The sequence below is a fragment of the Thermosynechococcus sp. B1 genome (assembly GCF_030322985.1).
Taxonomy (GTDB): Bacteria; Cyanobacteriota; Cyanobacteriia; order Thermosynechococcales; family Thermosynechococcaceae; genus Thermosynechococcus.
In genome coordinates this window covers 1163593-1184770 of the sequence record NZ_CP096573.1, presented here as the reverse complement: position 1 = coordinate 1184770, position 21178 = coordinate 1163593, and the positions used below count along the sequence as shown (strand labels likewise).

Annotated in this window: 23 protein-coding genes; 10 read left to right on the top strand and 13 right to left on the bottom strand. The window is 53.8% G+C overall.

Features of this window, described 5'->3' with window-relative positions; all coding sequences use genetic code 11:
• Positions 1–53: 53 nt before the first annotated feature.
• Together M0644_RS06050 and cofH are read right to left on the bottom strand one after the other, a co-directional pair.
• Entirely contained in the window at positions 54–1655 is a 1602-nt protein-coding gene (locus M0644_RS06050; protein WP_286627046.1) for a DUF3352 domain-containing protein, read from the bottom strand.
• Positions 1655–2833 carry a 7,8-didemethyl-8-hydroxy-5-deazariboflavin synthase subunit CofH gene (gene cofH, locus M0644_RS06045; protein WP_286627045.1) on the bottom strand — a complete coding sequence of 393 codons (1179 nt, stop codon included), beginning with the start codon at positions 2831–2833 and terminating at the stop codon, positions 1655–1657. Before cofH ends, M0644_RS06050 begins: the two co-directional genes overlap by 1 nt.
• Positions 2834–2902: 69 nt before the next feature.
• Between cofH and M0644_RS06040 the strand changes: the two genes are divergently transcribed.
• Positions 2903–3232: a carbon dioxide-concentrating mechanism protein CcmK gene (locus M0644_RS06040; RefSeq protein WP_286627044.1), complete on the top strand. Its 330-nt coding sequence runs from the start codon at positions 2903–2905 to the stop codon at positions 3230–3232.
• Here M0644_RS06040 and M0644_RS06035 read toward each other — a convergent pair.
• Genes M0644_RS06035 through M0644_RS06010 form a run of 6 tightly spaced genes read right to left on the bottom strand, consistent with a single transcriptional unit; the run spans position 3224 to position 6357 of the window.
• A complete protein-coding gene (locus M0644_RS06035) occupies positions 3224–3667 on the bottom strand; it encodes a hypothetical protein (RefSeq protein ID WP_286627042.1) in 444 nt (147 codons plus the stop codon). The two genes, M0644_RS06040 and M0644_RS06035, sit on opposite strands and share 9 nt — an antisense overlap.
• A gap of 16 nt (positions 3668–3683) precedes the next feature.
• Positions 3684–3842, bottom strand: a complete 159-nt coding sequence (locus M0644_RS06030; RefSeq protein WP_190278260.1) for a hypothetical protein — start codon at positions 3840–3842, stop codon at positions 3684–3686.
• A 4-nt stretch (positions 3843–3846) separates the two neighbouring features.
• A complete protein-coding gene (locus M0644_RS06025; protein ID WP_286627041.1) occupies positions 3847–4242 on the bottom strand; it encodes a Spy/CpxP family protein refolding chaperone in 396 nt (131 codons plus the stop codon).
• Between the two features lie 33 nt (positions 4243–4275).
• Positions 4276–4983: a GUN4 domain-containing protein gene (locus tag M0644_RS06020; RefSeq protein WP_286627040.1), complete on the bottom strand. Its 708-nt coding sequence runs from the start codon at positions 4981–4983 to the stop codon at positions 4276–4278.
• Positions 4959–5504: a D-glycero-beta-D-manno-heptose 1-phosphate adenylyltransferase gene (gene rfaE2 / locus M0644_RS06015; protein WP_286627039.1), complete on the bottom strand. Its 546-nt coding sequence runs from the start codon at positions 5502–5504 to the stop codon at positions 4959–4961. The genes M0644_RS06020 and rfaE2 overlap by 25 nt, the downstream gene beginning before the upstream one ends.
• Positions 5488–6357: a branched-chain amino acid ABC transporter permease gene (locus M0644_RS06010; protein ID WP_149819065.1), complete on the bottom strand. Its 870-nt coding sequence runs from the start codon at positions 6355–6357 to the stop codon at positions 5488–5490. The genes rfaE2 and M0644_RS06010 overlap by 17 nt, the downstream gene beginning before the upstream one ends.
• Before the next feature lie 343 nt (positions 6358–6700).
• Between M0644_RS06010 and M0644_RS06005 the strand changes: the two genes are divergently transcribed.
• The 5 genes from M0644_RS06005 (at position 6701) to ychF (ending at position 12713) form a co-directional block, all read left to right on the top strand.
• Positions 6701–7777 carry a glycosyltransferase family 4 protein gene (locus M0644_RS06005; RefSeq protein ID WP_286627037.1) on the top strand — a complete coding sequence of 359 codons (1077 nt, stop codon included), beginning with the start codon at positions 6701–6703 and terminating at the stop codon, positions 7775–7777.
• A gap of 59 nt (positions 7778–7836) precedes the next feature.
• The gene (locus M0644_RS06000; RefSeq protein ID WP_149819061.1) at positions 7837–9195 is read left to right on the top strand and encodes a glycosyltransferase family 1 protein; all 1359 of its coding nucleotides are present in this window, start codon (positions 7837–7839) and stop codon (positions 9193–9195) included.
• A 168-nt stretch (positions 9196–9363) separates the two neighbouring features.
• Positions 9364–9861: a DUF2085 domain-containing protein gene (locus M0644_RS05995; protein ID WP_149819059.1), complete on the top strand. Its 498-nt coding sequence runs from the start codon at positions 9364–9366 to the stop codon at positions 9859–9861.
• A gap of 109 nt (positions 9862–9970) precedes the next feature.
• Positions 9971–11386 (top strand): type I glutamate--ammonia ligase, encoded by a 1416-nt coding sequence (gene glnA / locus M0644_RS05990; protein ID WP_286627034.1) that lies wholly within the window; start codon positions 9971–9973, stop codon positions 11384–11386.
• 235 nt (positions 11387–11621) lie between these two features.
• Positions 11622–12713 carry a redox-regulated ATPase YchF gene (gene ychF, locus M0644_RS05985; protein WP_286627033.1) on the top strand — a complete coding sequence of 364 codons (1092 nt, stop codon included), beginning with the start codon at positions 11622–11624 and terminating at the stop codon, positions 12711–12713.
• Between the two features lie 23 nt (positions 12714–12736).
• Here the strand turns inward: ychF and M0644_RS05980 are convergent, their stop codons facing one another.
• From M0644_RS05980 to rodA, 4 genes are all read right to left on the bottom strand, one after another.
• Complete coding sequence (locus tag M0644_RS05980) at positions 12737–13189, bottom strand: diacylglycerol kinase family protein (RefSeq protein ID WP_286627031.1); 453 nt, start codon at positions 13187–13189, stop codon at positions 12737–12739.
• 128 nt (positions 13190–13317) lie between these two features.
• Positions 13318–13806, bottom strand: coding sequence for an rRNA maturation RNase YbeY (ybeY, locus tag M0644_RS05975; RefSeq protein WP_286627029.1), 489 nt, complete (start codon positions 13804–13806; stop codon positions 13318–13320).
• A gap of 20 nt (positions 13807–13826) precedes the next feature.
• Complete coding sequence (locus M0644_RS05970) at positions 13827–13994, bottom strand: DUF3285 domain-containing protein (RefSeq protein WP_149819048.1); 168 nt, start codon at positions 13992–13994, stop codon at positions 13827–13829.
• A 54-nt stretch (positions 13995–14048) separates the two neighbouring features.
• Entirely contained in the window at positions 14049–15323 is a 1275-nt protein-coding gene (gene rodA / locus M0644_RS05965; RefSeq protein ID WP_286627028.1) for a rod shape-determining protein RodA, read from the bottom strand.
• Between the two features lie 78 nt (positions 15324–15401).
• Between rodA and M0644_RS05960 the strand changes: the two genes are divergently transcribed.
• From M0644_RS05960 to M0644_RS05945, 4 genes are read left to right on the top strand one after another with little or no spacing between them, the layout of a single operon-like run.
• On the top strand, positions 15402–16838 hold the full coding sequence (locus M0644_RS05960) for a cache domain-containing protein (RefSeq protein WP_286627026.1): 1437 nt from the start codon (positions 15402–15404) through the stop codon (positions 16836–16838).
• Complete coding sequence (locus tag M0644_RS05955; RefSeq protein WP_286627024.1) at positions 16835–17368, top strand: GIY-YIG nuclease family protein; 534 nt, start codon at positions 16835–16837, stop codon at positions 17366–17368. Before M0644_RS05960 ends, M0644_RS05955 begins: the two co-directional genes overlap by 4 nt.
• The gene (locus tag M0644_RS05950; RefSeq protein WP_286627022.1) at positions 17365–18246 is read left to right on the top strand and encodes a 3'(2'),5'-bisphosphate nucleotidase CysQ; all 882 of its coding nucleotides are present in this window, start codon (positions 17365–17367) and stop codon (positions 18244–18246) included. Before M0644_RS05955 ends, M0644_RS05950 begins: the two co-directional genes overlap by 4 nt.
• Positions 18247–18299: 53 nt before the next feature.
• Positions 18300–19868 carry a serine protease gene (locus M0644_RS05945; RefSeq protein WP_286627019.1) on the top strand — a complete coding sequence of 523 codons (1569 nt, stop codon included), beginning with the start codon at positions 18300–18302 and terminating at the stop codon, positions 19866–19868.
• On the opposite strand, the gene M0644_RS05940 is transcribed toward M0644_RS05945, so the two are convergent.
• Positions 19865–21157, bottom strand: a complete 1293-nt coding sequence (locus M0644_RS05940) for a hypothetical protein (protein ID WP_286627018.1) — start codon at positions 21155–21157, stop codon at positions 19865–19867. The genes M0644_RS05945 and M0644_RS05940 overlap by 4 nt on opposite strands.
• Between the last annotated feature and the right edge of the window lie 21 nt (positions 21158–21178).

Here is a 21178-nt window from a genome sequence, read left to right as displayed (position 1 = left end):
CTTCAGTAGCAAATCTGCGTCTAGTTTTAGGGTTCCCCCAGTTTTGGCTGAACCTACGGTGGTGAGAGGGGTTTTAGGCGGATTCGAGCGATGTAGTGGGTAAACCGATTATCCCGCACCTGACTGGTGATGCCTAGAGCAGCAAAGGGTTGGAGCGATCGCGCCACTTCAGGTGCTAGTTCAGGCAAGAGCAAGTTATTTTGCAGTGACCCAAGGTGACTCAAATTCAGGTAGAACTGCGTGTCCTTGGGCTGGGGCAGCACCGCACGATAGAGGGGAGAGTCGGCAAGGGAGCGCTCAGGGCGGGTACTCATATCCGTCAAAGGGCCGAGTCCCAAAAAGAGGGTCTGGTCATTCAGCCAACCATGCTGCCCCACCGGCAAACCTGGGGGAATACGCCAAGTGGTGATCGGTTGCGGTTCTGTTGCCGTTTGTTGTACTTGCCACCGCAGGCGATCGCGAATTTGGCTATCGAGCTGGCTCAGGGTTTGACTGGCTTGGGGGCGATCACTGGTCTGACTGAGAAAGAGCAAACTAGGGGCATTGCCTAGGGCGGGAACGGGCACAAAGGCAGCAGCAAATTCGCCATCCATCCAAGGCACAAAGGCCTGTTGCCAATCAAGGCCAGTGAGATCTTTAACCGTGCTGGCGATCGTCTCTTTCACTGAGGCGGGGGTATTCTGCCATAAATTCTTAAAGGAGCCTGTACCGTAAAAAGCAAGGGTCGTTTCAGGCACAAGACGACTAAGTTCACGGCTTTGACCTTCACTGACCAAGGCTTGATTCTGCTCAGGGCGCCAAGTCACCGCCTCCAATTCGATTTGCTCAGGGGTCATGTCTGCGGTGAGCACCATCCCTTGCAGTTCCCGCGGGGGTTCAGGCAGACTTCCTTCAGGGGCGGCCATCTGACTGGCTAAAAAGGCGGGTAGGTTCAAATAGAGTTCCACCAAAGGGCGATGATCCGATAACCCTTTCACTGCCTGTTGATAGGTGGGCTGGCTGCCAATGCCGTTGTTGGCTTGGGCGGTGGCAATGACTTGTTGCAGGGCGCTCTGGTGCTGACTCCAAATGATGTAGGCCTGATTCTCATGCGCAACAAGGGCGATCGCACCGCTATCGGGGTCAGGGAGAATCCCCTTGGCCTTGAAGATTTTCACGCCGTTGATTTCTGTGATCGGCTCGCCAATGACGCTTTGCAGCAGTTGCTCCCCCATCGGTACATTTAGGGTCGGCACAATCCAAACGTGGGGCGGCACCGGCGATTCTCTGACGGACTCTGGGGTAATGGGCAACAAGACCACTGTGGCTTGGTCACCAATAAAGGGGCGCACATCCTTGAGGTAATCCAGTTGCGCTAGATTCACCCCCTCTGGCGAGAGCGGATCATAGCTGGGGTTCAACCAGGGTTGGGCTTGTAACAGGCCACTTTTGGCAAGGGCTTCCCAAGGCTTGGGATCCGTGGGTAAGGTGAGGGTCAATAGGGCACTATTGGGGGCGATCGCCATTCCGGGCGCGATCGGACGTTGACTAAACCGTTGCCACAGGAAGACCCCCGCAGCGGCGGCTGCCCCGACAATAACCACGGCAACACCACCCACTAGCCAAGGGCGGAACCGACGGGGAGACTGAACTGAAGGCTGAGATTCCGTGGTCATCACAACTCTCCAACGGGATGGTAAAGTGTGGTGCGCTGACATGGGGTTCGCCCTAAGGAGCAAATTGCGGCCACCAGATCTGCTGGACTAACGCCCGTGCCCCCCTGCGCTCCAGCCACTGAGGTAATGTGTTCTTCCATCAGCGTTCCCCCCAAATCATTACAGCCCCAATTCAGTGCCATTGTCGCACCCTCAAGGCCAAGTTTGACCCAACTGGGTTGATGGTTGGCAATCCACTGCCCCAAAAAGAGCCGCGCCACTGCCGTTAGCACCAATGTCGGTAATAACTGCGGTTGGTGGTGTCCTACCCATTGTCGCATTGCCTTGGGGGCAAGTTCCCCCACATAGGGCAGCAGAATAAACTCGGTAATTCGCGCGGGATAGTCGTGTTCTAAGGCCTTTTGCTGAAGTTGCTGTAGGTGTTGTAGGTGAGCCACCTGATCCGCTGGCGTTTCAATGTGGCCGCAGAGCATTGTGCTGGTTGTCCATACCCCGAAACGATGGGCGGTTTCAACAATCTCTAGCCATGTCGCGGTGTTTATTTTCTCAGGACAGATTTTTGAGCGCACCCGATCCACCAACACCTCCGCAGCGGTACCGGGCATGGAGTCCACCCCAGTCTGATGCAGAACATCAATCACTTGGGCATAGGAGAGGCCATCCTCGCGGGCAATGAATTGAATTTCTTGGGGCGAAAAGGCGTGGAGATGGATTTCAGGAAAGGCCGTTTTAATGTCCCGCACGAGGGATTGGTAATAGCGCAAACTGGAGCCACATTCTTTAGCGGCTGGATTGAGTCCCCCCTGCATACAGATTTCTGTCGCCCCTTGGGCAACTGCATCAGCCACTTTGCTCAGGATCGTGTCAATGTCGAGCCAGTAGGCATCGGCAGCGGTGGCATCGCGACGAAAGGCACAAAAGCCACAGTGTTGCTCGCAGATATTCGTGAAGTTGATGTTGCGGTTGATCACATAGGTGACGGTGTCGCCTACCTGTTGTTGGCGCAGGCGATCGCTCGCGGTTTGTAGTGCCCTGAGGAGGGGGGGCAATGGTCCTTGAGGATCACTGCTTGCGGCTAAGGGAAGAGCGGCTGTCAAAAGGGTGAGGGCTTGTTGGGCAGAAATGCCATTGTTGGCAAGAGCCGCCTCTAGCTCAGCGATCGCCCCTATGGTCTGCATCGAATCTACTCCACCTTTAGGAAATTAGGTCACTCTTCCTTTAGCTTAAGCACAGCCCTTTTCTAAAATATGGGAGACGTGGAAGGGGGAATGGCAATGGCAGCAGAAGCGGTGGGCATGGTGCAGGTCTTGGGGTACCCGGCAGCCCTTGCTGTGGCCGATACCTTGGTCAAAGCGGCTCAGGTTACCCTTGTCAGTTGTGAGGGAATTGGTGCGGGCTATTGGACAGTGGTGATTCGGGGAACGGTGGCGGACGTGAATGCAGCAGTTCGAGCAGCGCGATCGCTCAGTGGCCATGAGGTCATTTCCCATCAGATTATTGCCCGTCCCGATGGCAATCTCGAACAGGTTTTACCGATTGTAGTCCCGCAGCAGCCAGCCGAGGATTTTCTACTTTAAGGTGTTTTGAATGGGCGGCTGAGGTAGGAGCCGTCGCACTGACCGTACTAGGCTATCAATGGCGGTAGCTGGAATAAAGTGAGCCGCATTATGCTTTGTTTGAAAACAACCTGGGGCAGCCTCTAGATCCCCTTCAGCACCAATCCATTCCCAAAACTGAGGAAAAGCGGTTTGAATGTCCGCTAAATCAATCGTCATTTTGTGGGTTTTGTCCCACAGAAAGAGTTCAATGTTGCTATTCACCGTATGGCAATCGTCCAAACACACCTCTAAGGGGTCAGCATTGGCTGGCAAGTTGAGCAAGATGCCCTCGCGGTATGCTTTCATCATCCAGATGCCATAGCGCTGGCGGTAGCTGCGGGCAACACTGAGGTCATCCCGCTGCAGGTGAACGTAGTAGGCGCGATCGCCATAGGTTTGATCGAGTCGTCCCAAAAACTAAGAAAGGGGATTATCCAAATTCAATGTGGCGATCGGGGTAGGCCAAACGTGCCTCACCGAGCAGGAATGTCCGCGACTCATGGGCACTGCTGAAATTGGTGATGAAGGTGCAAGCTTTGGCAAACGTGACCGAACCGCAGCGACCGGTACAGAGGACAAAAACGTTCATAACGCTAGCGAGATCCTTGCAGTTGCTTCACTTGCTCAGGGGTGAGAATTGTCAGCATTTCGACGCGGGTATCCTGCATCACCTTCGAGAGTTGTGTCTTTTGATCAGGGCGCAACGAAACGGCGTCCATGGCTTCACCGGTAGATTTCCCCTGTTTGATGGCATTGCGAAAGATGCGCTGCTGGTCGCGATCAAGGATCTTGAGGATGCGATCGTTGGTGCGCAGGGTGAGGCGCAGTACGGCCTGTTTTTGCTCAACACTGAGATTGAGTTTTTTCATTTGCTCAGCGGTCAATAGGCCGCCACTGGTTTGAGCCACGACTTGGGGTGGAATGACTGTGCCACTGATGCCAATAATCAAGGCGATCGCCACCATGAATCGCTGTACCTTCCTGTTCATCTCTACCACCTCACTACAGTCGTTACCCCCATTCTAGGCTGTCCAAGCGGGATGATTGAGCAGGGCGTTGATCACCTGTACGCCCCGCAGTTGATTGGTCAGGGGTAAATGTCCGCGCGGGGCACTCAAGTCCCAGATAAATTCATTCGGATAGCGCGGCCACCGCTTGCCCTGCCGCCAGCCAATTTTCTCCCACAGCCGATCCCAGTTTTGACCGCAGCCTAGCCACAGTTGCCGTTGCACCGAATAGCCAAAGCGACCCAAGGAAAAGGCGAGCCACAATTGATCAATGGTTTGTAAATCCACAATCGGGAATTGCTCCACCTCCGTAAAGTAGAGCCAGCGGCGTTTTTGTGCCAAAGGACCCGCCAGTTCACAGAGCTTTTGGCTGGTTAGGCGATCGGCGGCTTCAAATTTTTCGGCCACCAGGAGTTCAGCCAGTTCCTGATAGTCCACCCCGCGATCGGAGCGCAGCGGGATCACCCCTTGGGGATAGTGTTGTTGCAAAAAGGCTTGCACAGAGGCTTCTGGGCTGTGGAATAGGAGACGATAGGCCTGACCGCGGATCCAAGGGGCGGGTGGGGGGGAAAAGGTGGCACTGTCTTTGAGGAATTCCTGCAAGAGGTGATAGCCTTCACTGCCTGCCGTACTCAGGGTGCTCATGGCGGCCAGTTGGGATTTTTCGTTGCCGTTGTACAACTGCTCCCGTAAATCGGCTAAGGCTGGTTCTGTGGTGACCATGCGCCCGGTGACTCCTCCCCATGCAACTCTAAAATGCGTTGGACGATCGCCGTTGTCGAACTGGGAACCTCTACTTGAATGAGTTCAATGCGACCACCATAGCGCTGCACAGCCGCCGCTTCCGGTAGGGTCTCCAGTTGGTAATCGCCCCCCTTGACGTAGATCTCCGGTTGGAGAACCTCGATCAGGCTCGTGGCAGTGCGATCGCTAAATAGCACCACCGCATCTACTGATCGTAAACTAGCAAGCACCTCTGCCCGCTGCTGTTCGGGAATAATTGGCCGTTTTGGCTTTAGAGTTGCCACGGAGCGATCGCTATTCAAGCCCACCACCAAGCGTTTGCCTAGGGCACGGGCTGCTGCCAGATAGCGGACATGACCCGCATGGATCAGGTCAAAACAGCCATTGGTAAACACCAAAGGGCGCCAGTCTTGGGGCGCAACATTGATGGTAGCCACAAGGGCTTCAAGGGTGTAAAGGTTCAGGGGACTTCTCCTAAGAACACTAACTGAGCGTGCCACGAAATAGCCCTTGGGGACGTACTAAAAGCACCGCCATCATGATCACTAGGGCAACGGCCAGCTTGTATTCAGAAGGAATCATCAGGGTACTCATCTCCTGAGCCACGCCAATAATCAGGGCGCCAGCGATCGCCCCATAGGGATTGCCAATGCCACCGAGAATTACACTGGCAAACAGGGGCAAGATCAAAAACCAGCCCATCGTTGGCCGCACAGCGGTAATCAGGCCATAGAGACCCCCGGCCACCCCCGTGAGCACCCCCGCCAAGAGCCAAGTACACAGCACCACCCACTCGACATCAATCCCCGAAACCCGCGCCAAGTCGAGATCATCGGCTACGGCTCGCATAGCTTTGCCCACCTTGGTGCGTTGCAGGATCAAATGCACAGTGGCGATCGCCACCACCGCCAAAATCATGACAATCACCTTCGAGTAAATAATTTTCACGCCCCAAAAATCAAGGGCAGGCATCACTGGCAGCCGATAGGTTTGGTTTTCACTGCCCCAGATGAGAATCACGGCATTGCGCAGCAGAAATGAAAGACCAATGGAAATAATAATCAGAGTTGTTGAGGTTGCGCGGCGATCGCGCATCGGCTGCCACAGGAGCTTCTCACTCAGGAGCATCAACCCTGCCGTTCCCAAGCCACCGATCGCCATTGAGAGCCAAATATCCAGTCCTGTTGCATTAGCCACCAGCGTTAGGTAGGCTCCCGCCGTCATAAAGTCGCCGTGGGCAAAATTGGGCAGGCGCAAAATCCCAAATGTGAGCGTCAAACCCACTGCTGCGAGGGCAATAATACTGCCCACCGCCAATCCGTTAACAAAGAGTTGAATCAGTTGAATATCCATGAACGATTGCGACTAAAATTTGAGAAAACGTGAAAGGGGCAGCACCTGCTCATAGAATAGCGATCAGTGGGGTGTTTAGACGAGAGCCTTTTCTCTCACTGGAAAAAGTGAGTTCTATCTCGAAAGCTTCAAGCCAAACCCAAGATTATATCTTGATTTATACTGCCAAAATGTAGCGACAATAACAAATAATAGTACGGATTCCCGAAGTTTCAGGTAGGGATTTACCCCCTTGGTCTTTTTCAGTGAGATTGCGTACCGTTGAGGCAGCCATGCTGCTGAGTCAATCGCGCGATTAGCATCAAGGCAGCGGTGACCAACCGTATTGTTCGAGGAGGCTTGTATGCGCATTGCTCAAATCGCTCCCCTGTGGGAACGGGTACCGCCGCCAGCCTACGGGGGTGTGGAGTTGGTGGTGAGTCTGCTCACAGAAGAGTTAGTCAAGCGAGGGCACGAGGTCACGCTGTTTGCCAGTGGCGATTCCATTACCCAAGCCAAATTGGTTTCTACCTATCCCCACGCCATTCGCCTCGATCCCAATGTGCAGGAATATGCCGTCTATGAAGCTCTGCAACTGGGAGAAGTCTTTAGTCGTGCCAATGAATTTGATGTCATCCATTCCCATGTGGGCTATACGGCTTTACCCTACGCCAGTCTGGTGAAAACACCCGTTGTTCACACGCTCCATGGTCGCTTTACGACGGATAATGAGCGCATTTTCAGCCAATATCGCAACCAAAACTATGTCAGTATTTCCTATTCCCAGCGGCAACTACGGGATTTGAACTACATTGCCACGGTCTATAACGCCATTGCCGTGGAAACCCATCACTTCTATTCCCAGCCCAGCGATCCACCCTATTTGGCCTTCTTGGGACGGCTCTCCCCGGAAAAAGGCCCTCACCATGCCATTGAAATTGCTAAGCGAGTGGGCATCCCCCTGCGGATGGCCGGCAAAGTGGATCGGGTCGATCGCGACTACTTCAAGGAATTGATTGAACCCCACATTGATGGTGAATTGATCCAATTTATCGGCGAAGCAGATCATCCAACCAAGAATGCTCTCCTAGGTGGAGCGATCGCCATGCTCTTTCCGATTACGTGGCAGGAACCCTTTGGCCTAGTGATGATTGAGTCCATGGCAGCCGGTACGCCAGTGGTAGCGATCGCCAAGGGGGCAGCGCCTGAAGTGATTGAGCACGGCAAAACCGGTTTTCTGTGTCACTCCGTTGACGAATGTGTGGCGGCTGTTGCCCAAGTGCCGCAACTGGATCGCATGGCCTGTCGAGACTATGTTTGGCAGCGGTTCAGTGTTGAACGGATGGTGAGCGAGTATGAAGCAGTCTATGATACCGTTCTCGCCGACACCTTTGTCCATAATGGACATCGTAGGGGGACGATTGAACTGCTGGCCAGTTAGGTGTATCCCTGAACCCTGTGCAAAAGTGTTTCTTTGACCGTTATTCAAAAGGTGTATTTATGCAAGCATTATCAACCCGTACAGCAAAAAATACACTTCCTCGGGCGTTTGCCATGCCCCAACCGCAGGTGCCTGCCCGTCAACCCATTGCCTTGATTTCTGTGCATGGGGATCCCGCCGCTGATGTCGGCCATGAATCCGCTGGCGGCCAAAATATCTATGTACGGCAATTGGGGGAAGCCCTCGCGGCAGCCGGGTGGCACGTGGATATGTTTACCCGCAAAATCCATCCCGATGACCCCGATGTCATTGAACATAGCCCCCACTGTCGCACCATTCGCCTCGAGGCAGGCCCTCTGACCTATATTCCGCGTGAGAAACTCTTTGAGACCTTGCCGAAGTTTGTCGAAGCCTTCAAGGCTTACCATGCCAAATATGGCTATCCCCTGATCCACACCAATTACTGGCTCTCTGGCTGGGTGGGTTGGCAGTTGCGTCAGGAGTTGAATTTCCAATGGCTGCACACCTACCATTCCTTGGGGGTTGTCAAATATCAAGTGGCTTCCGAGCAAGCCCAACGGGATGAAACCCGCCTCATGGTGGAAAAAGCCATCCTTGAAAATGCCGACTGTGTGATTGTGACTAGCCCCCAAGAGGAAGCCTACCTACGGCGTTGGGTCTCCAAGGCAGGGCAAACACGTCTGATTCCCTGTGGCACGAATTTGCATCTCTTTTACCCCGTGGCCGATGCCCGTGCCCAACTGAATTTGCCTGCCGATGAGCCGATTGTGCTCTATGTGGGTCGCTTTGATCGCCGCAAAGGGATTGAAACGCTGGTGGCAGCGATGGCTCAAGTGCCCCAAGGGCGGTTACTGCTTGTGGGGGGGAGTGATCCGCAGCGCAGTGATGGTGCCGAACGGCGGCGCATTGAAGGATTAGTGCAGGAGTACAACTTGGGCGATCGCGTGACCTTTGTCGGGCAAATTGACCATGAGCGCTTGGCGGTTTACTACAGTGCTGCCAATGTCTGCGTTGTGCCCAGCTACTATGAACCCTTTGGCTTGGTGGCCATTGAAGCGATGGCCTGTGGCACGCCGGTGATTGCCTCTGCGGTTGGGGGCCTGCAATTCACGGTGATTCCCGAGGAAACAGGGCTACTGGTGCCGCCTCAGGATGCCACCGCCTTGGCCAAGGCCATTCAGCGTATCTTGGCTAATCCAGCTTGGGCGCGTACCCTTGGGGAAAATGGCCGCGAGCGGGTGCAAGCCCTCTTCAACTGGGAAGCGATCGCCCTCCAGATGGGGCAACTGTACCGGCAACTCTTTGCTGCCTCCCTCATGGGGAATTCACCGCGCTTAGAGACGGTTAAGAACACAGCCTCACTGACAACTGTGACCAAGGCGGCCTTAGCCTCCTAAGCTTCTTAATGACGTAGCAGAGTGGTTGAGGACAAGATTAAGCAGCATTCCTGTGTGGAGGGATCATCTCTATCTCGCCGCTCTGCCCAATCACTGATTGCCCTTGCTGTGAACAATTTGTTAAATTCTAGGGGGTTGTTTATCATTTTGTATCATTTCTAACATCCAATGGTGCGGTGGCGATCGCTTTTTCCCCTATGGCCTGATGTCATTCTGGCGGCACTGATTCTAGGTCCTTTGTTTGCGCCTTTCTTGGCCGCTAGTCATTTTCTTTTCTTGCCTAAAATTGCCCACATTATCTACACGATGGGCAATCATGTATGTCCGCAGCCAGAAATGGGCTTGATGCTCGCTCCCCCTTGGAAAATGGCGGTGTGTATGCGCTGCTATGGCACCCTTCTGGGGGTTCTCCTCACCCGTTGGTGGATTGAGCGTTCCACCACTGCCCGCGAGTGGTACTGGCTGCCGCAGTATGGTCTGGGGGGCTTTTTAGTGGCGGTGTTGTTAATGCTGTTTTATCCCCTTGAGTGGGCACTGCAACACTATGGCGTCTGGGGCTATTCCAATTGGATTGTCTTTCCCTTTGGGGCGATCGCGGGACTGGGCTTGGGATTACTGATCATGCCCCTGTTATATCCCAAACAGCGCCTTGCTACCTCCCGCTAGGGAGCAAACACCGAAATTTTGGTAGCCTCCGATACAAAAATTAACTGGGGCAACTTTCTACCATAGATTGTCGCTGCGGTGCGCCCAATACAGAAGGAGTAACCTATACATGGCAACGCCCCAAGAAATCTTGAATTTGATCAACAGCAAGTACGAGCTAATCGACTTGAAATTTATTGACATGCCCGGCACGTGGCAACACCTGACGGTTCACAAGAGCCAAATTGACGAAAGTTCATTTACCGAGGGTGTGCCCTTCGACGGCTCCAGTATTCGCGGTTGGAAAGCGATCAACGAATCCGACATGGTGATGGTGCCGGATCCGGATACGGCGTGGGAAGACCCCTTCATGAAAGAACCCACCCTGAGCATGATTTGCACCATCAAAGATCCACGCACCGGAGAACTCTACGATCGCTGCCCGCGCTCCATTGCCACCCGTGCCATTGAGTACCTAAAAGCCACCGGCATTGGCGATACGGCCTACTTTGGCCCCGAAGCCGAGTTCTTTGTTTTCGATGACGTTCGCTACGACCAAAACCAAAAGTCTGGCTACTACTACGTTGATAGTATTGAAGGTCTTTGGAACACTGGCCGTGAAGAAGAAGGGGGCAACCTCGGCTACAAAATCCGTGGCAAAGAGGGCTACTTCCCCGTTGCGCCCACAGATACGCTGCAAGACCTGCGCACAGAAATGCTCTTGACGATGGCCAAGTGCGGTGTACCCATTGAAAAACATCACCACGAAGTGGCCACAGGAGGTCAGTGCGAGTTGGGTTTCCGCTTTGGCACTCTCATTCAAGCTGCCGACTGGCTGATGACCTATAAGTACTGCGTCAAGAACGTTGCCCGCAAGCACGGTAAAGTGGCAACCTTTATGCCCAAGCCCGTCTTCAACGACAACGGTTCGGGGATGCACACTCACCAGTCGATTTGGAAAGATGGTCAACCGCTGTTTTGGGGTGAGGGCTACGCCAATTTGAGCCAAATTGCACTTTGGTATATTGGGGGTCTTCTCAAACACGCCCCAGCGCTGTTGGCCTTTACCAACCCGACAACGAACTCCTACAAACGACTGGTTCCCGGCTTTGAAGCCCCCGTGAACCTTGCCTATTCCCAAGGCAACCGCTCTGCCTCTGTGCGGATTCCTCTCACTGGTGCCAATCCCAAAGCGAAGCGCCTAGAGTTTCGTTGCCCCGATGCCACCAGTAACCCCTACCTTGCCTTTGCGGCGATGCTGTGTGCGGGCATTGATGGCATCAAGAATCAAATTGATCCGGGTAGCCCCTTGGATGTTGATATCTATGACCTCAGCCCCGAAGAACTGGCCAAAATTCCCTCCACCCCCGGTTCACTGATGGCGGCTCTGGAAAACCTGCAAAAGGATCATAGCTTCCTCACAGCGGGCGGTGTCTTTAGCGAAGACTTTATCCTCAACTGGATTCAGTACAAGCTGGACACAGAAGTGATTCCCATGTCCCTGCGTCCTCACCCCTATGAATTCACCCTCTACTTTGATGCCTAGGGCAGTGAATCCCTAGAGCCTTGCATTTAGGGATATAGCACTTAGAGGCACTCATCAAGGGTTGCCTCTTTTATTTTTGCTGCCGATTCTTCTCTGACAGCGGTTTTGAGTGTGCCCGTAGTTGCCTAGGGCTGGAATTTCTGATAAGTTGGAGTGTTATTAAAAATTAACATTCCCATTTTTGGGTGTCATGTTTGGGAAAAGTCTTTCCTTGAGAATGAGGTTGTAGGGTCTGATGTTACGCGCGGGAATTGTCGGCCTACCGAATGTGGGCAAATCAACGCTGTTTAATGCCCTTGTGGCCAATGCCAAGGCCGAGGCGGCCAATTTTCCGTTTTGTACGATTGAACCCAATGTCGGTGTGGTGGCCGTCCCCGATGAACGGCTGGATGTATTGGCAAAAATTTCCCAATCAGCGCAGATCGTGCCGACACGGGTAGAGTTTGTGGATATTGCGGGTTTGGTGAAGGGAGCCAGCAAAGGGGAAGGATTGGGCAACCAGTTCTTGGCCAATATTCGCGAGGTGGATGCCATTGTGCACGTGGTGCGCTGCTTTGAAGATGAGGATATTGTCCACGTGGCAGGTCGCGTCAATCCTGTCGAGGATATTGCGGTCATTAACTTAGAACTTGCCCTTGCGGATTTAGCGCAAATTGAAAAACGGATTGAACGTACCCGTAAGGCAGCGCGATCGCAAAAAGAGGCACAGATTGAACTCACGGCTCTTGAAAAGCTCCTTGGCGTGCTCAATGAGGGACAGCCTGCTCGTCTGTGTCAACTGACGGAGGACGAAGAAGCCGCCATTCGCTTTCTGGGATTGCTCACCCGTAAGCCCGTGATCTATGCCGCTAATGTGGCTGAGCAGGATTTGGCCACTGGCAATGAATGGACAGCGGCGGTTCAGGAGATTGCCCAGCAGGAGGGGGCGGAGGTGGTGATTGTCTCTGCTCAGGTGGAGGCTGAACTTGTGGATTTGCCCGAGGGCGATCGCGCTGAATATCTTGCTAGCTTGGGGGTCACTGAAGGGGGCTTGCGATCGCTGATTCGCTCAACCTACAAGTTGCTGGGTCTGCAAACCTTTTTTACTACAGGGCCTAAGGAAACTCGAGCCTGGACGATTCCAGCGGGTGCCAAAGCCCCCCAAGCCGCAGGCGTTATTCACAGTGACTTTGAGCGGGGTTTTATTCGCGCTGAGACGGTGAGCTACGCAGACCTAGTGGCCTGTCAGTCCATGACGGTGGCTAAGGAAAAAGGCCTAGTCCGCAGTGAAGGTAAAGATTATGTTGTGCAGGAGGGGGATGTGATGCTCTTCCGCTTTAATGTTTAGCCCCTCCTGATTGGATGACAAGTTTATAGCAACGTTCCCACAATCGGATAAACCAAGGGCGGCACAATTAAGGCCATCGCCACCCCCACCGCTGCGATCGCGCTGAGCAGAACCGCACCAGCGGCACAATCCTTGGCAATGCGAGCGAGATCATGATATTGCTTACCAACGGTGAGATCCACCACCGCTTCAAGAGCCGTATTCAGCAGCTCTAGCCCCATGACAACACCAATCGTGAGCAAAATCACTGCCACCTCAACGGGGGGAAGTTTTAGCAAACCACTGAGGGCGATCGCGCTAAGACCAACTGCGGTGTGAATCCGAAAATTGCGCTGAGTTTGAAAGGCATAGACCACTCCCGCCCATGCATAACGGAAACTATTCAGTAAAGAGGGCGCCACACGGTAGGAGCGCTGTCGCAGTATGGTTATCCCTGATGTTTTCTCAGCGTAGGTGGCAAGAACTTTTTGTGTCATAACGTTACCCATCACACCAAACATTGGTCTTTAAGTGTTGACGCTGGATTCCATACACCTTAAAAAGTTTTTCAAAAAATTTGGCTGTTAACGCCTTCCATTTAAGCACATCCTTTGGGATTTCGTTCCTATGGATCATCGGGAGAATAGGGAGGGGCAAGACCCACTGCCCTAAGACACTCAGCCTGCTGGGCAAGCATGCGCGCCAATTGCGTCTCATCGGGATGATCCCAGCCCAAAAGATGGAGGAGGCCATGGCAAGCCAGCCAAGTCACTTCTATGGATAGAGAATACCCCCCTTCTCTGGCTTGCTTTCGGGCGGTGTCGCCAGAAATAATAATGTCCCCTAGGTACTCTGGTTCTGCAGGGGGCAGAGGAAGCCCGTAGTCACGGGTGGCAAAGGCGAGTACATCCGTAGGGGTGTCGCGATCGCGATACTGATAATTAAGCACCTGAATTTCAGCATCCGTCGTTAAACGCAGTGTTACCTCATAGGCCTTACCTTGGTTTGGTTCAACCATGGCAATCCACGTGCGAAACCACACTTGCCAAGGAAGTTCTGCCACCTCATTGCTCAGGGAAGGATCGTGAAGTTCTAGATAGACGGTAACCGTCATTTGTTTTTGCTGTGTTCTCACTAGCGGGTGAGGTAGGACAAGCCCACCAACAACGCCAACAGACCGATACTGGTGAGGGCAAAATGGGTCAGAGATTTGCCCCCCTTGCGTACCATGTTCCGCATGGCCAATTTGACATAACTGGGCTGCTCGACAGGGGAGGGCGTGGGTTCTGGGGACTCGCTCATGGGATTTCACTGCTATGGGCAATCTTCATGAATTTTAACAAAGGGTGCTTGACTTCAGTAGCGCGATCGCGGGCAATGATTGGCCACCGATTGCACTAGCCCCAAACCAATATAGGTTGCCAAAAGGGCAGAACGGCCATAGCTGAGGAAGGGCAAGGGAATACCCGTCACAGGAAATAGGTTCATGGTCATGCCGATATTGACCACCGCTTGGAACATCAGCATTGCAAAGAGACCAATGGCTAGGAGCGAGCCAAAATCATTGCGGGCGCTATTGGCAATTTGCAATAGCCGCAGGCCAATCAACCAAAACAGTCCTAAAACCAGCAGCCCCCCCAAAAAGCCTAATTCCTCACCGATGGCGGAGAAAATAAAGTCCGTGTGCTGCTCAGGGATAAACCCCAATTGTGTCTGCGTGCCGTGAAACAGCCCTCGCCCCCACAGTCCACCCGCACCAATGGCAATGCGGGATTGGATCAGGTGATAGCCCGCCCCCAAGGGATCCTTATCGGGATCTAAAAACATTAAGAGGCGGTCTTTTTGGTAGTCCTTGAGAACACTCCACAGCAATTGACCCAGTCCTGCCCCTGAAAGGTTCAGAACAATGCCGCCGATCGCCCCAATCCACCCCAAGGGCAGGTTTTGCCATGCCACAACCCCCATCCCTAATGTCCACAGGAACCACAGCACCAGATTGAGTGCATAGGGCAGCGGTAGGGCAAAGAGAATGGCCGCCACCAAAGGAGAGAGCATCAGCACAATCCAGCCCAAACGGGCATTGGCCCAATAGAGCATGCCCAAGGTGATGGCGCCAAAGACAAGGGAGGTCCCCAAATCAGGTTCGGATAAAATCAACCCTAGGGGCAAGACCGTTGCCGCAAACACCCGTAGAATACCCCTGAGGCCATTGGCAGGCACCCGCTGGAGAAGGGCAGCTTGGGTGAGGATGATCGAGATTTTGGCAAATTCTGAAGGCTGGAGGTTAAAGCCCGCAATGGGCAGCCAACTTTGGGCACCGTTAGCTTCCACACCAAATAAGCTCACAGCCAGTAGAAGGGCACAACTGATACCATAGACCCACCAATGGACTGAGATAAAGACCGATGTCGGCACCCGTGCCAGTAGGAAAAGCAAAATCGTCCCCACGCCCGCGATCGCCAGATGTTGGAAGCCATCCTTTTCGCCAATGTGCAGCTCGGCACTGTGAATGGCCACTGCCCCCAACAGCGTAATCAGCCATACGGCAATTAAAAGGAGCCAATCCATCCCCCGCCAAGGGTGGAGCCAAGCAGACCAGCGGCGTTGCCATAGCCGAGTTGTCCAAAACATCGCCCAATATCCTTCGTTCGCACTAGGCTGGAACAGTGGTGGTTTGATCAAGATTCCCATTCTAGCTTGAGTGGATCCATGCTTCGGTGGCGACAGGGTTGGTCAAGGCTTTTGTGGTCAATTTCGGGGCGGCTGCTGCTGGTGATGCTGCTGATTTCCCTATTACCGATGGGGATGGTGGTGCTCTACAACCAAACTGAAAGCGCTGAAATGATGAAGCGTTGGGAAATTGATGCCCTGCAACTGCTGGCGATCAGCAAAGCCCGTTCCCTTGATCAGCTGTTTCAGGATGCCCTCAATGATGCTCTCTTGGTAGCCAATGACAGTGACGTACGGTATTTCCTGAGGCGTGGGAGCCATAGTGCCATCGAGCAAGCGACGATGAATAACTTCCTCGAAGATGTCAAGAACCTGAACCCAGCCTATTATCAGGTGATTCTCCTCAACCGTGAGGGCCAAGCGATCGCAGGGACACGGCGTACCCGTCTGGGGCTAGACTACAAGAACACCCCCCTCTGGCAGCAGTCGGCAACAGCAGACTACTTCATTTCTCGGGTCAAAATCAATAGCGCGATCACTGAGCGACCCCTGTTTGTTGTCTTCCAAACGATTATTGATAGCAATAATGAACGATTGGGAGCAGTTCTACTACCTCTACAAGCGACCGCAGTCAAAGACATCGTGACCTACCTAGTGCCCGATATTCACGGTGAATCTTTTCTCATTGATGATCACGGTCTGATTCTGAGCACCACAAATCCTTACCTGAATTTGCATAGCATTGAACCACTCCCCCCCGAGATTCGCGACCAATATTTTCTCTTGACATCACCTCAACCCATTCCCACAGTGGCAGATCGCAGCTACACCTTGCGCAATGTCTTTCTCAAGGCCAAATCAAAAGAGGTCGGTGCTCTCCTCGCCAGTCGTTCTTCCGGAGGCGATGCCGATTATATCTATGCCTATGCGCCCCTGACCCGTCATCAGGGCGTTGTTGTGGTCAGTGTACGGTTGAGCGAGTTTCTAGCGCCCTTAGAGCGGTTGGCGACCCAAGGTTTCCTCAGTCTTTTCTTTGTTGGTGTTGGGGTCATTCTCATTTCCCTGATTGTGGCTCGTTCGATTACTAAGCCGATTCGTGCCCTTGTCAGTGCTGCCCACGCCCTCAAGCATGACCAGTTTAACGAGTTTAATCCCAGAGTTCTCAGGCACTATGCTCAAGGGAGTGATGATATGGCAGAACTTGCCCAAGTCTTTTTGGACATGGCACAGGCGGTAGAGCAGCGCCAAGATCAACTGGAGGAGGAACTGAGTGAACTAAAAATCGAAATTGACCAAGAAAAGCGAAAGAAATCCGTTGCCGAAATTACCAGCACCGACTACTTTCAAGAACTGCGCCAACGGGCACAACAATTGCGCCAAAGGGCCCATACCAAATCTCCCACTCCTGCCACACATCCACAGATAGGGCATACTGAGGGTGAAGCACGCAAAGATGAGCCACCCCTGCCAACATGAGCTTTCCTGCGCCGACTTTGGCTGAATTGCCCTTCCATCCCTACATTGATGGTTCAGGTCGGGTAGCACCGGATCTTAAGGGGGCGATCGGTCTCTATGCCATTTTTGATGCCACTGGCAGCGTACAGTATATTGGCTATTCGCGGGATATGCGACTGAGTTTGCTGCAACACCTTGTGCGTTGTCCGCAGCAGTGTCGTGGCTATAAGGCGATCGCCATCGAACGTCCCGATCGCCCGTGGCTAGAAGCTGTAAAACAACAGTGGCTAGCGGAATTGGGAACCGTCCCCCTCGGCAACGATCGCGATCGCCCCCAGTGGGAAAATGCCATTGATGTCAGGGAGCAAATGACCGAGGCCGAACGCACTGCATGGGCAAGTGCCGATCCATTGACGCAACCGAAACTGCTAAAACAGGTGGCGCGGCGGGTTGAAGCAGCAATTCTGGAACAGCTAAAGCAGCGATCGCTACAGGAGCCGCTGGTCTTTAACGCCAAACTGAAGGAAAGTGGACGGCTGGACCTCAAATGATGACTTCTCCCCCCCTGACCTCTAGCCAAATCTGGCAAATCAATCAACTTCTGCGCCAAGCGGGGCAGCGGGCACGGCAACTGGCACAGCAACCCTTTGAGGTCATTGAAAAGGGACGCCAAGACTTTGCCACCAGTATTGATCGCTTCTTGGATCGGCTGCTAAGTCAGAAATTTCGCGCTTGGTTTCCTGAGGATGGCATCATCAGCGAAGAAAATGCTGACTCCCAAGCGATCTTTCAAGAACCGAAAAATCGCTACTGGCTGATTGATCCCCTCGATGGCACGGATGATCTGATTCACCATCGCCAAGGTTACGCCCTCATGGTGGGCCTGCTGGCGCACTACAGTCCAGTGGCGGGTTGGATCTATGCTCCCAATCTGGATCACCTCTACTATGGCGGTAAAGATTGGGGACTCTTTCAGATGAGCAGTGGTGGCCCCCCTGTCCCCCTCTTACCCGTTTGCCCGCCCTCTCCTAATGAAGACCATTGCCCGATCATGATTGGCTATCGCGACTACCGCACCTACGGCGATGCAATTCATCAGGTGTTGCCCCAAGTGGAATTTCGCTTTCTGGGCAGTTTTGGCCTCAAGGTGATTGAAGTGATTTTGGGACGGGCGGGACTCTACCTTTACTTAAATCAGCGGGTGAAGCTCTGGGACACCACCGCCCCCTTGGCTTTAGCAACGGCAGCAGGTTTGGTGTGCACCGACTTGCAGGGAAATCCCTTGCGCTTTGATGCTACGGGGTTACAGGGACAGACCCTTGCCCATCAGCAACCAATTCTCATTGGCTGGCCAGAGTATATCGCTGCCTTGCGATCGCCCTTGGTGGAGGCGATTACCGCCGTTCAACTGTCCCTTGGCTCTACCTAGAATCCCTGAGAAATAGGCTATCGTGGGGCTAGAGTCTGCTTGGAGGCATCCCGATGGGGCGCTGGCACAGTTGGTCATTGGTAGGAATGGCGATCGCCACCGTCCATATTGCTCAGCCTTTTCCGGCTCAAGGGGTGAGCGTTACAGAAGTTGCCCGCATTGCCAAAAATATCACCGTGCTCATTGAAGGTGCCAACAGCCACGGCTCAGGTATCCTACTGCAGCGCAAGGGCAGTACCTACGTTATCCTCACCGCCTACCATGTGGTTGAAAAGGCCGGCCAGTACACGGTGAAAACGGTTGATGGTCAGCGCTATGCCATGCGACCCAATTCCATTCGTCGCTTGCCCGGCGTTGATCTGGCCACGCTGGAAATTGAAAGCAACCGCGATTACACCCTTGCCACACTGGGAAACTCCGTAGAGGCAGTGGAGGGCATGCCCGTTTTTGTGGCTGGTTTTCCTGCTCAGGAGGCCTCGGTTCTGGGGGGCATTTATCAATTTACCGAGGGGCGGTTGACGGCCAATGCCTCGCGTCCGATTCAAGATGGCTATGCCTTGGTCTATAGCAATCCCACCTTGCCGGGGATGAGTGGCGGCCCTGTCCTCGATGAAAATGGCCGTTTAATTGGGGTTCATGGCAGTGCCGATATTGCTTCTACCCTTGTGCAGGAGGGCAGTGGCTCCAGTACTGTCTTTGTGAAACGCGGCTTTAATCTCGGCATTCCCATCAATACCTACTTGAGTTTGGCCACACCGTCGCGGGAAACCACGGCTCTGCCTGCCCCGACCCCCCTGAAGGCAGCGGACTATTTCCTCGCCGCTGAGGAGCACTTCCAACGCAAGAATTTTGCCGCCGCCATTGACAACTATACCCAGGCGATCGCCCTCAATCCCAACTACAGTGAAGCCTATCTGGGACGGGCCGTAGCGCAAATGTTTGCCCTTGTGCCTCACCAAGACTTTAATCAGCTCGGTGAAGAACTGGGAACCAAGTACCTGAGTCGTCTGACCCAAGGTAACCCTATTCTCAAGGATGCCTTTCCCCCCAACCCGCCCACCCCGATGCTGGATACGTTTGTCCGCAATATGGCTGAACGCCCCGGCACGATTCAGCAGGACATTGCCAAGGCGATCGCCCTCAATCCCCAGTACACCGAAGCCTATGGCATCCGTAGCTTTTTGAATTTGCTCCTCGGCAACTTTGGTACTGCCGTTGCGGATAGCGATCGCGCCCTTGCCCTCAGTCCCAACAACAGCGATCTACAGATGATTCAATCCTTGGCGCTGTTTCTCAGTGGCGATTTTCGCCGCAGTATCCCCGTGTTTGATCGTCTCATTGCCGCCAATCCCAAGAGCACCGACTATCATTTGCTGCGGGGAATTGCGGCTTTTCTCATGGGAGACTATGCCCTCAGTCGCCCCAGTTGGACGGCCTTGACGCAACTCACCCCCAAAGATCCCATCCCCTTTGCGGTGCGGGGTGTAACGTATCTCCTTGAACAGAACTCCAAAGCGAGCCTACCGGATCTGCGCCAAGCCGCTGAACTCTATCGCCAACAGGGGAATATGCAGTCCTACAACGAAATGATGGACGCAATTCGTCAGATTGAGAACCGCTAGCGTTGCCACTGCTGCAAGAGCCAACGACCCAAACGAATCAGGTGTTCTTCAATCCAGAGAAACAGGCGATCGCACCACAGCAGGAGCCGTTCAAACCAGTGGAGTTCATAGCCAATCAGGGCAGCATCCACATCAAGAATTAACTGCTCTGGATTTGGAGGGACACTGGTGGCCGCAGTTTCTGAGGGTGGCGAATGGGCTAGGGAATCAGAGCGACTGCCTAGGCTAAGAAGGGTCTCCACGGGAGAAAAGACTGGCAAAGGATCCGTAGCCGCCAATAGCGGTGAATTTACGGCTGCCACCACTGGGGGTTGGAATCCCCCTAGCCAATAGGAGAGTTGACTCAGCCAGTCTGGGAAGGGCAGCTTGAAGGGATTGAGATGGCGTTCAATCCAAGCCAGAACTTGCGCCTGTTGGGCAGGGGTGAGGGTATAAAGAATCTCGTTATCGGTGCCGATGAGCACCATCTGCTGGGTTTCTAGAAGGGTGGCAATCCCCTGTACCCGCCCTTGGGACAGCGTATTTTTGCGGCCGAAGGGAAGGCGCGATCGCAACCAGCGGAGGGCAGCGGTTAGGGGAGACACCGTGGGTAGGACTAAATCCCCTTCACTAGCACCTGTTAACTGAAGTTGCCCTAGAAAATTGCCCACCAAACAGGACGGTGGGTTAGAGCCTGCTTTGAGCGATCGCTGCTGCCAACCCCAGAGCCAGTGATGCCGTCGCCGATACCACTGCCGAAGGTGCTGATAGTACGCTGCCAAGGCATAGGCAATGTGTTGCTCAATTTGCTGCTGTTCTGTGGCGGTGAAGATTTTCAAGGGACGGGCAGCCTCATCCACAAGCAATAGGGATTTTGCGGCGCGATCGCAGGCAAGGTAAAAGGGTTGCCGCTGTGCCAAAGGCGCGTCCTGTGGCGGTAACGTCTTGGACGGGGGTTGAAACCAGCGCTGCCACCAAGTCAGTGGACGGGCAATGGGGGCGATCGCCACCACCCAAGAGTCATCCTCCCCTTTCGTCAGGGAGAGGGCAGACATCACAGTTAGCAGTGCTTCATCGGCAGGGGGTGCCGCTGTGGGTTGCGCTAGGAGGCGTTGACGCATTCGAGAGACGCTGCCCATGAGTTGGGGGAGTCCCCGCTGCCAAACCTGTGCCAGAATGGCGCCAATCACCTGCAGCGTGCCACTGAGGCTGCTTTCAATTTGCCATAGTTGGCGTTGCCAGTGTTGCCGCCAACGGTGCCATTGCTGTTGCCAAAAGCTCAAGAAGCGACTCTGATAGGAAACTGCCATCGCAGCTTTGGGGGTAGAGGA

Bases quoted from the DNA above. Each gene is read 5' to 3' on its own strand.
- M0644_RS06050 (WP_286627046.1), bottom strand. From the start codon at position 1,655: ATGACCACGGAATCTCAGCCTTCAGTTCAGTCTCCCCGTCGGTTCCGC.
- cofH (WP_286627045.1), bottom strand. From the start codon at position 2,833: ATGCAGACCATAGGGGCGATCGCTGAGCTAGAGGCGGCTCTTGCCAAC.
- M0644_RS06040 (WP_286627044.1), top strand. From the start codon at position 2,903: ATGGGAGACGTGGAAGGGGGAATGGCAATGGCAGCAGAAGCGGTGGGC.
- M0644_RS06030 (WP_190278260.1), bottom strand. From the start codon at position 3,842: ATGAACGTTTTTGTCCTCTGTACCGGTCGCTGCGGTTCGGTCACGTTT.
- M0644_RS06025 (WP_286627041.1), bottom strand. From the start codon at position 4,242: ATGAACAGGAAGGTACAGCGATTCATGGTGGCGATCGCCTTGATTATT.
- M0644_RS06020 (WP_286627040.1), bottom strand. From the start codon at position 4,983: ATGGTCACCACAGAACCAGCCTTAGCCGATTTACGGGAGCAGTTGTAC.
- M0644_RS06010 (WP_149819065.1), bottom strand. From the start codon at position 6,357: ATGGATATTCAACTGATTCAACTCTTTGTTAACGGATTGGCGGTGGGC.
- M0644_RS06005 (WP_286627037.1), top strand. From the start codon at position 6,701: ATGCGCATTGCTCAAATCGCTCCCCTGTGGGAACGGGTACCGCCGCCA.
- M0644_RS06000 (WP_149819061.1), top strand. From the start codon at position 7,837: ATGCAAGCATTATCAACCCGTACAGCAAAAAATACACTTCCTCGGGCG.
- M0644_RS05995 (WP_149819059.1), top strand. From the start codon at position 9,364: ATGGTGCGGTGGCGATCGCTTTTTCCCCTATGGCCTGATGTCATTCTG.
- glnA (WP_286627034.1), top strand. From the start codon at position 9,971: ATGGCAACGCCCCAAGAAATCTTGAATTTGATCAACAGCAAGTACGAG.
- ychF (WP_286627033.1), top strand. From the start codon at position 11,622: ATGTTACGCGCGGGAATTGTCGGCCTACCGAATGTGGGCAAATCAACG.
- M0644_RS05980 (WP_286627031.1), bottom strand. From the start codon at position 13,189: ATGACACAAAAAGTTCTTGCCACCTACGCTGAGAAAACATCAGGGATA.
- ybeY (WP_286627029.1), bottom strand. From the start codon at position 13,806: ATGACGGTTACCGTCTATCTAGAACTTCACGATCCTTCCCTGAGCAAT.
- M0644_RS05970 (WP_149819048.1), bottom strand. From the start codon at position 13,994: ATGAGCGAGTCCCCAGAACCCACGCCCTCCCCTGTCGAGCAGCCCAGT.
- rodA (WP_286627028.1), bottom strand. From the start codon at position 15,323: ATGTTTTGGACAACTCGGCTATGGCAACGCCGCTGGTCTGCTTGGCTC.
- M0644_RS05960 (WP_286627026.1), top strand. From the start codon at position 15,402: ATGCTTCGGTGGCGACAGGGTTGGTCAAGGCTTTTGTGGTCAATTTCG.
- M0644_RS05955 (WP_286627024.1), top strand. From the start codon at position 16,835: ATGAGCTTTCCTGCGCCGACTTTGGCTGAATTGCCCTTCCATCCCTAC.
- M0644_RS05950 (WP_286627022.1), top strand. From the start codon at position 17,365: ATGATGACTTCTCCCCCCCTGACCTCTAGCCAAATCTGGCAAATCAAT.
- M0644_RS05945 (WP_286627019.1), top strand. From the start codon at position 18,300: ATGGGGCGCTGGCACAGTTGGTCATTGGTAGGAATGGCGATCGCCACC.
- M0644_RS05940 (WP_286627018.1), bottom strand. From the start codon at position 21,157: ATGGCAGTTTCCTATCAGAGTCGCTTCTTGAGCTTTTGGCAACAGCAA.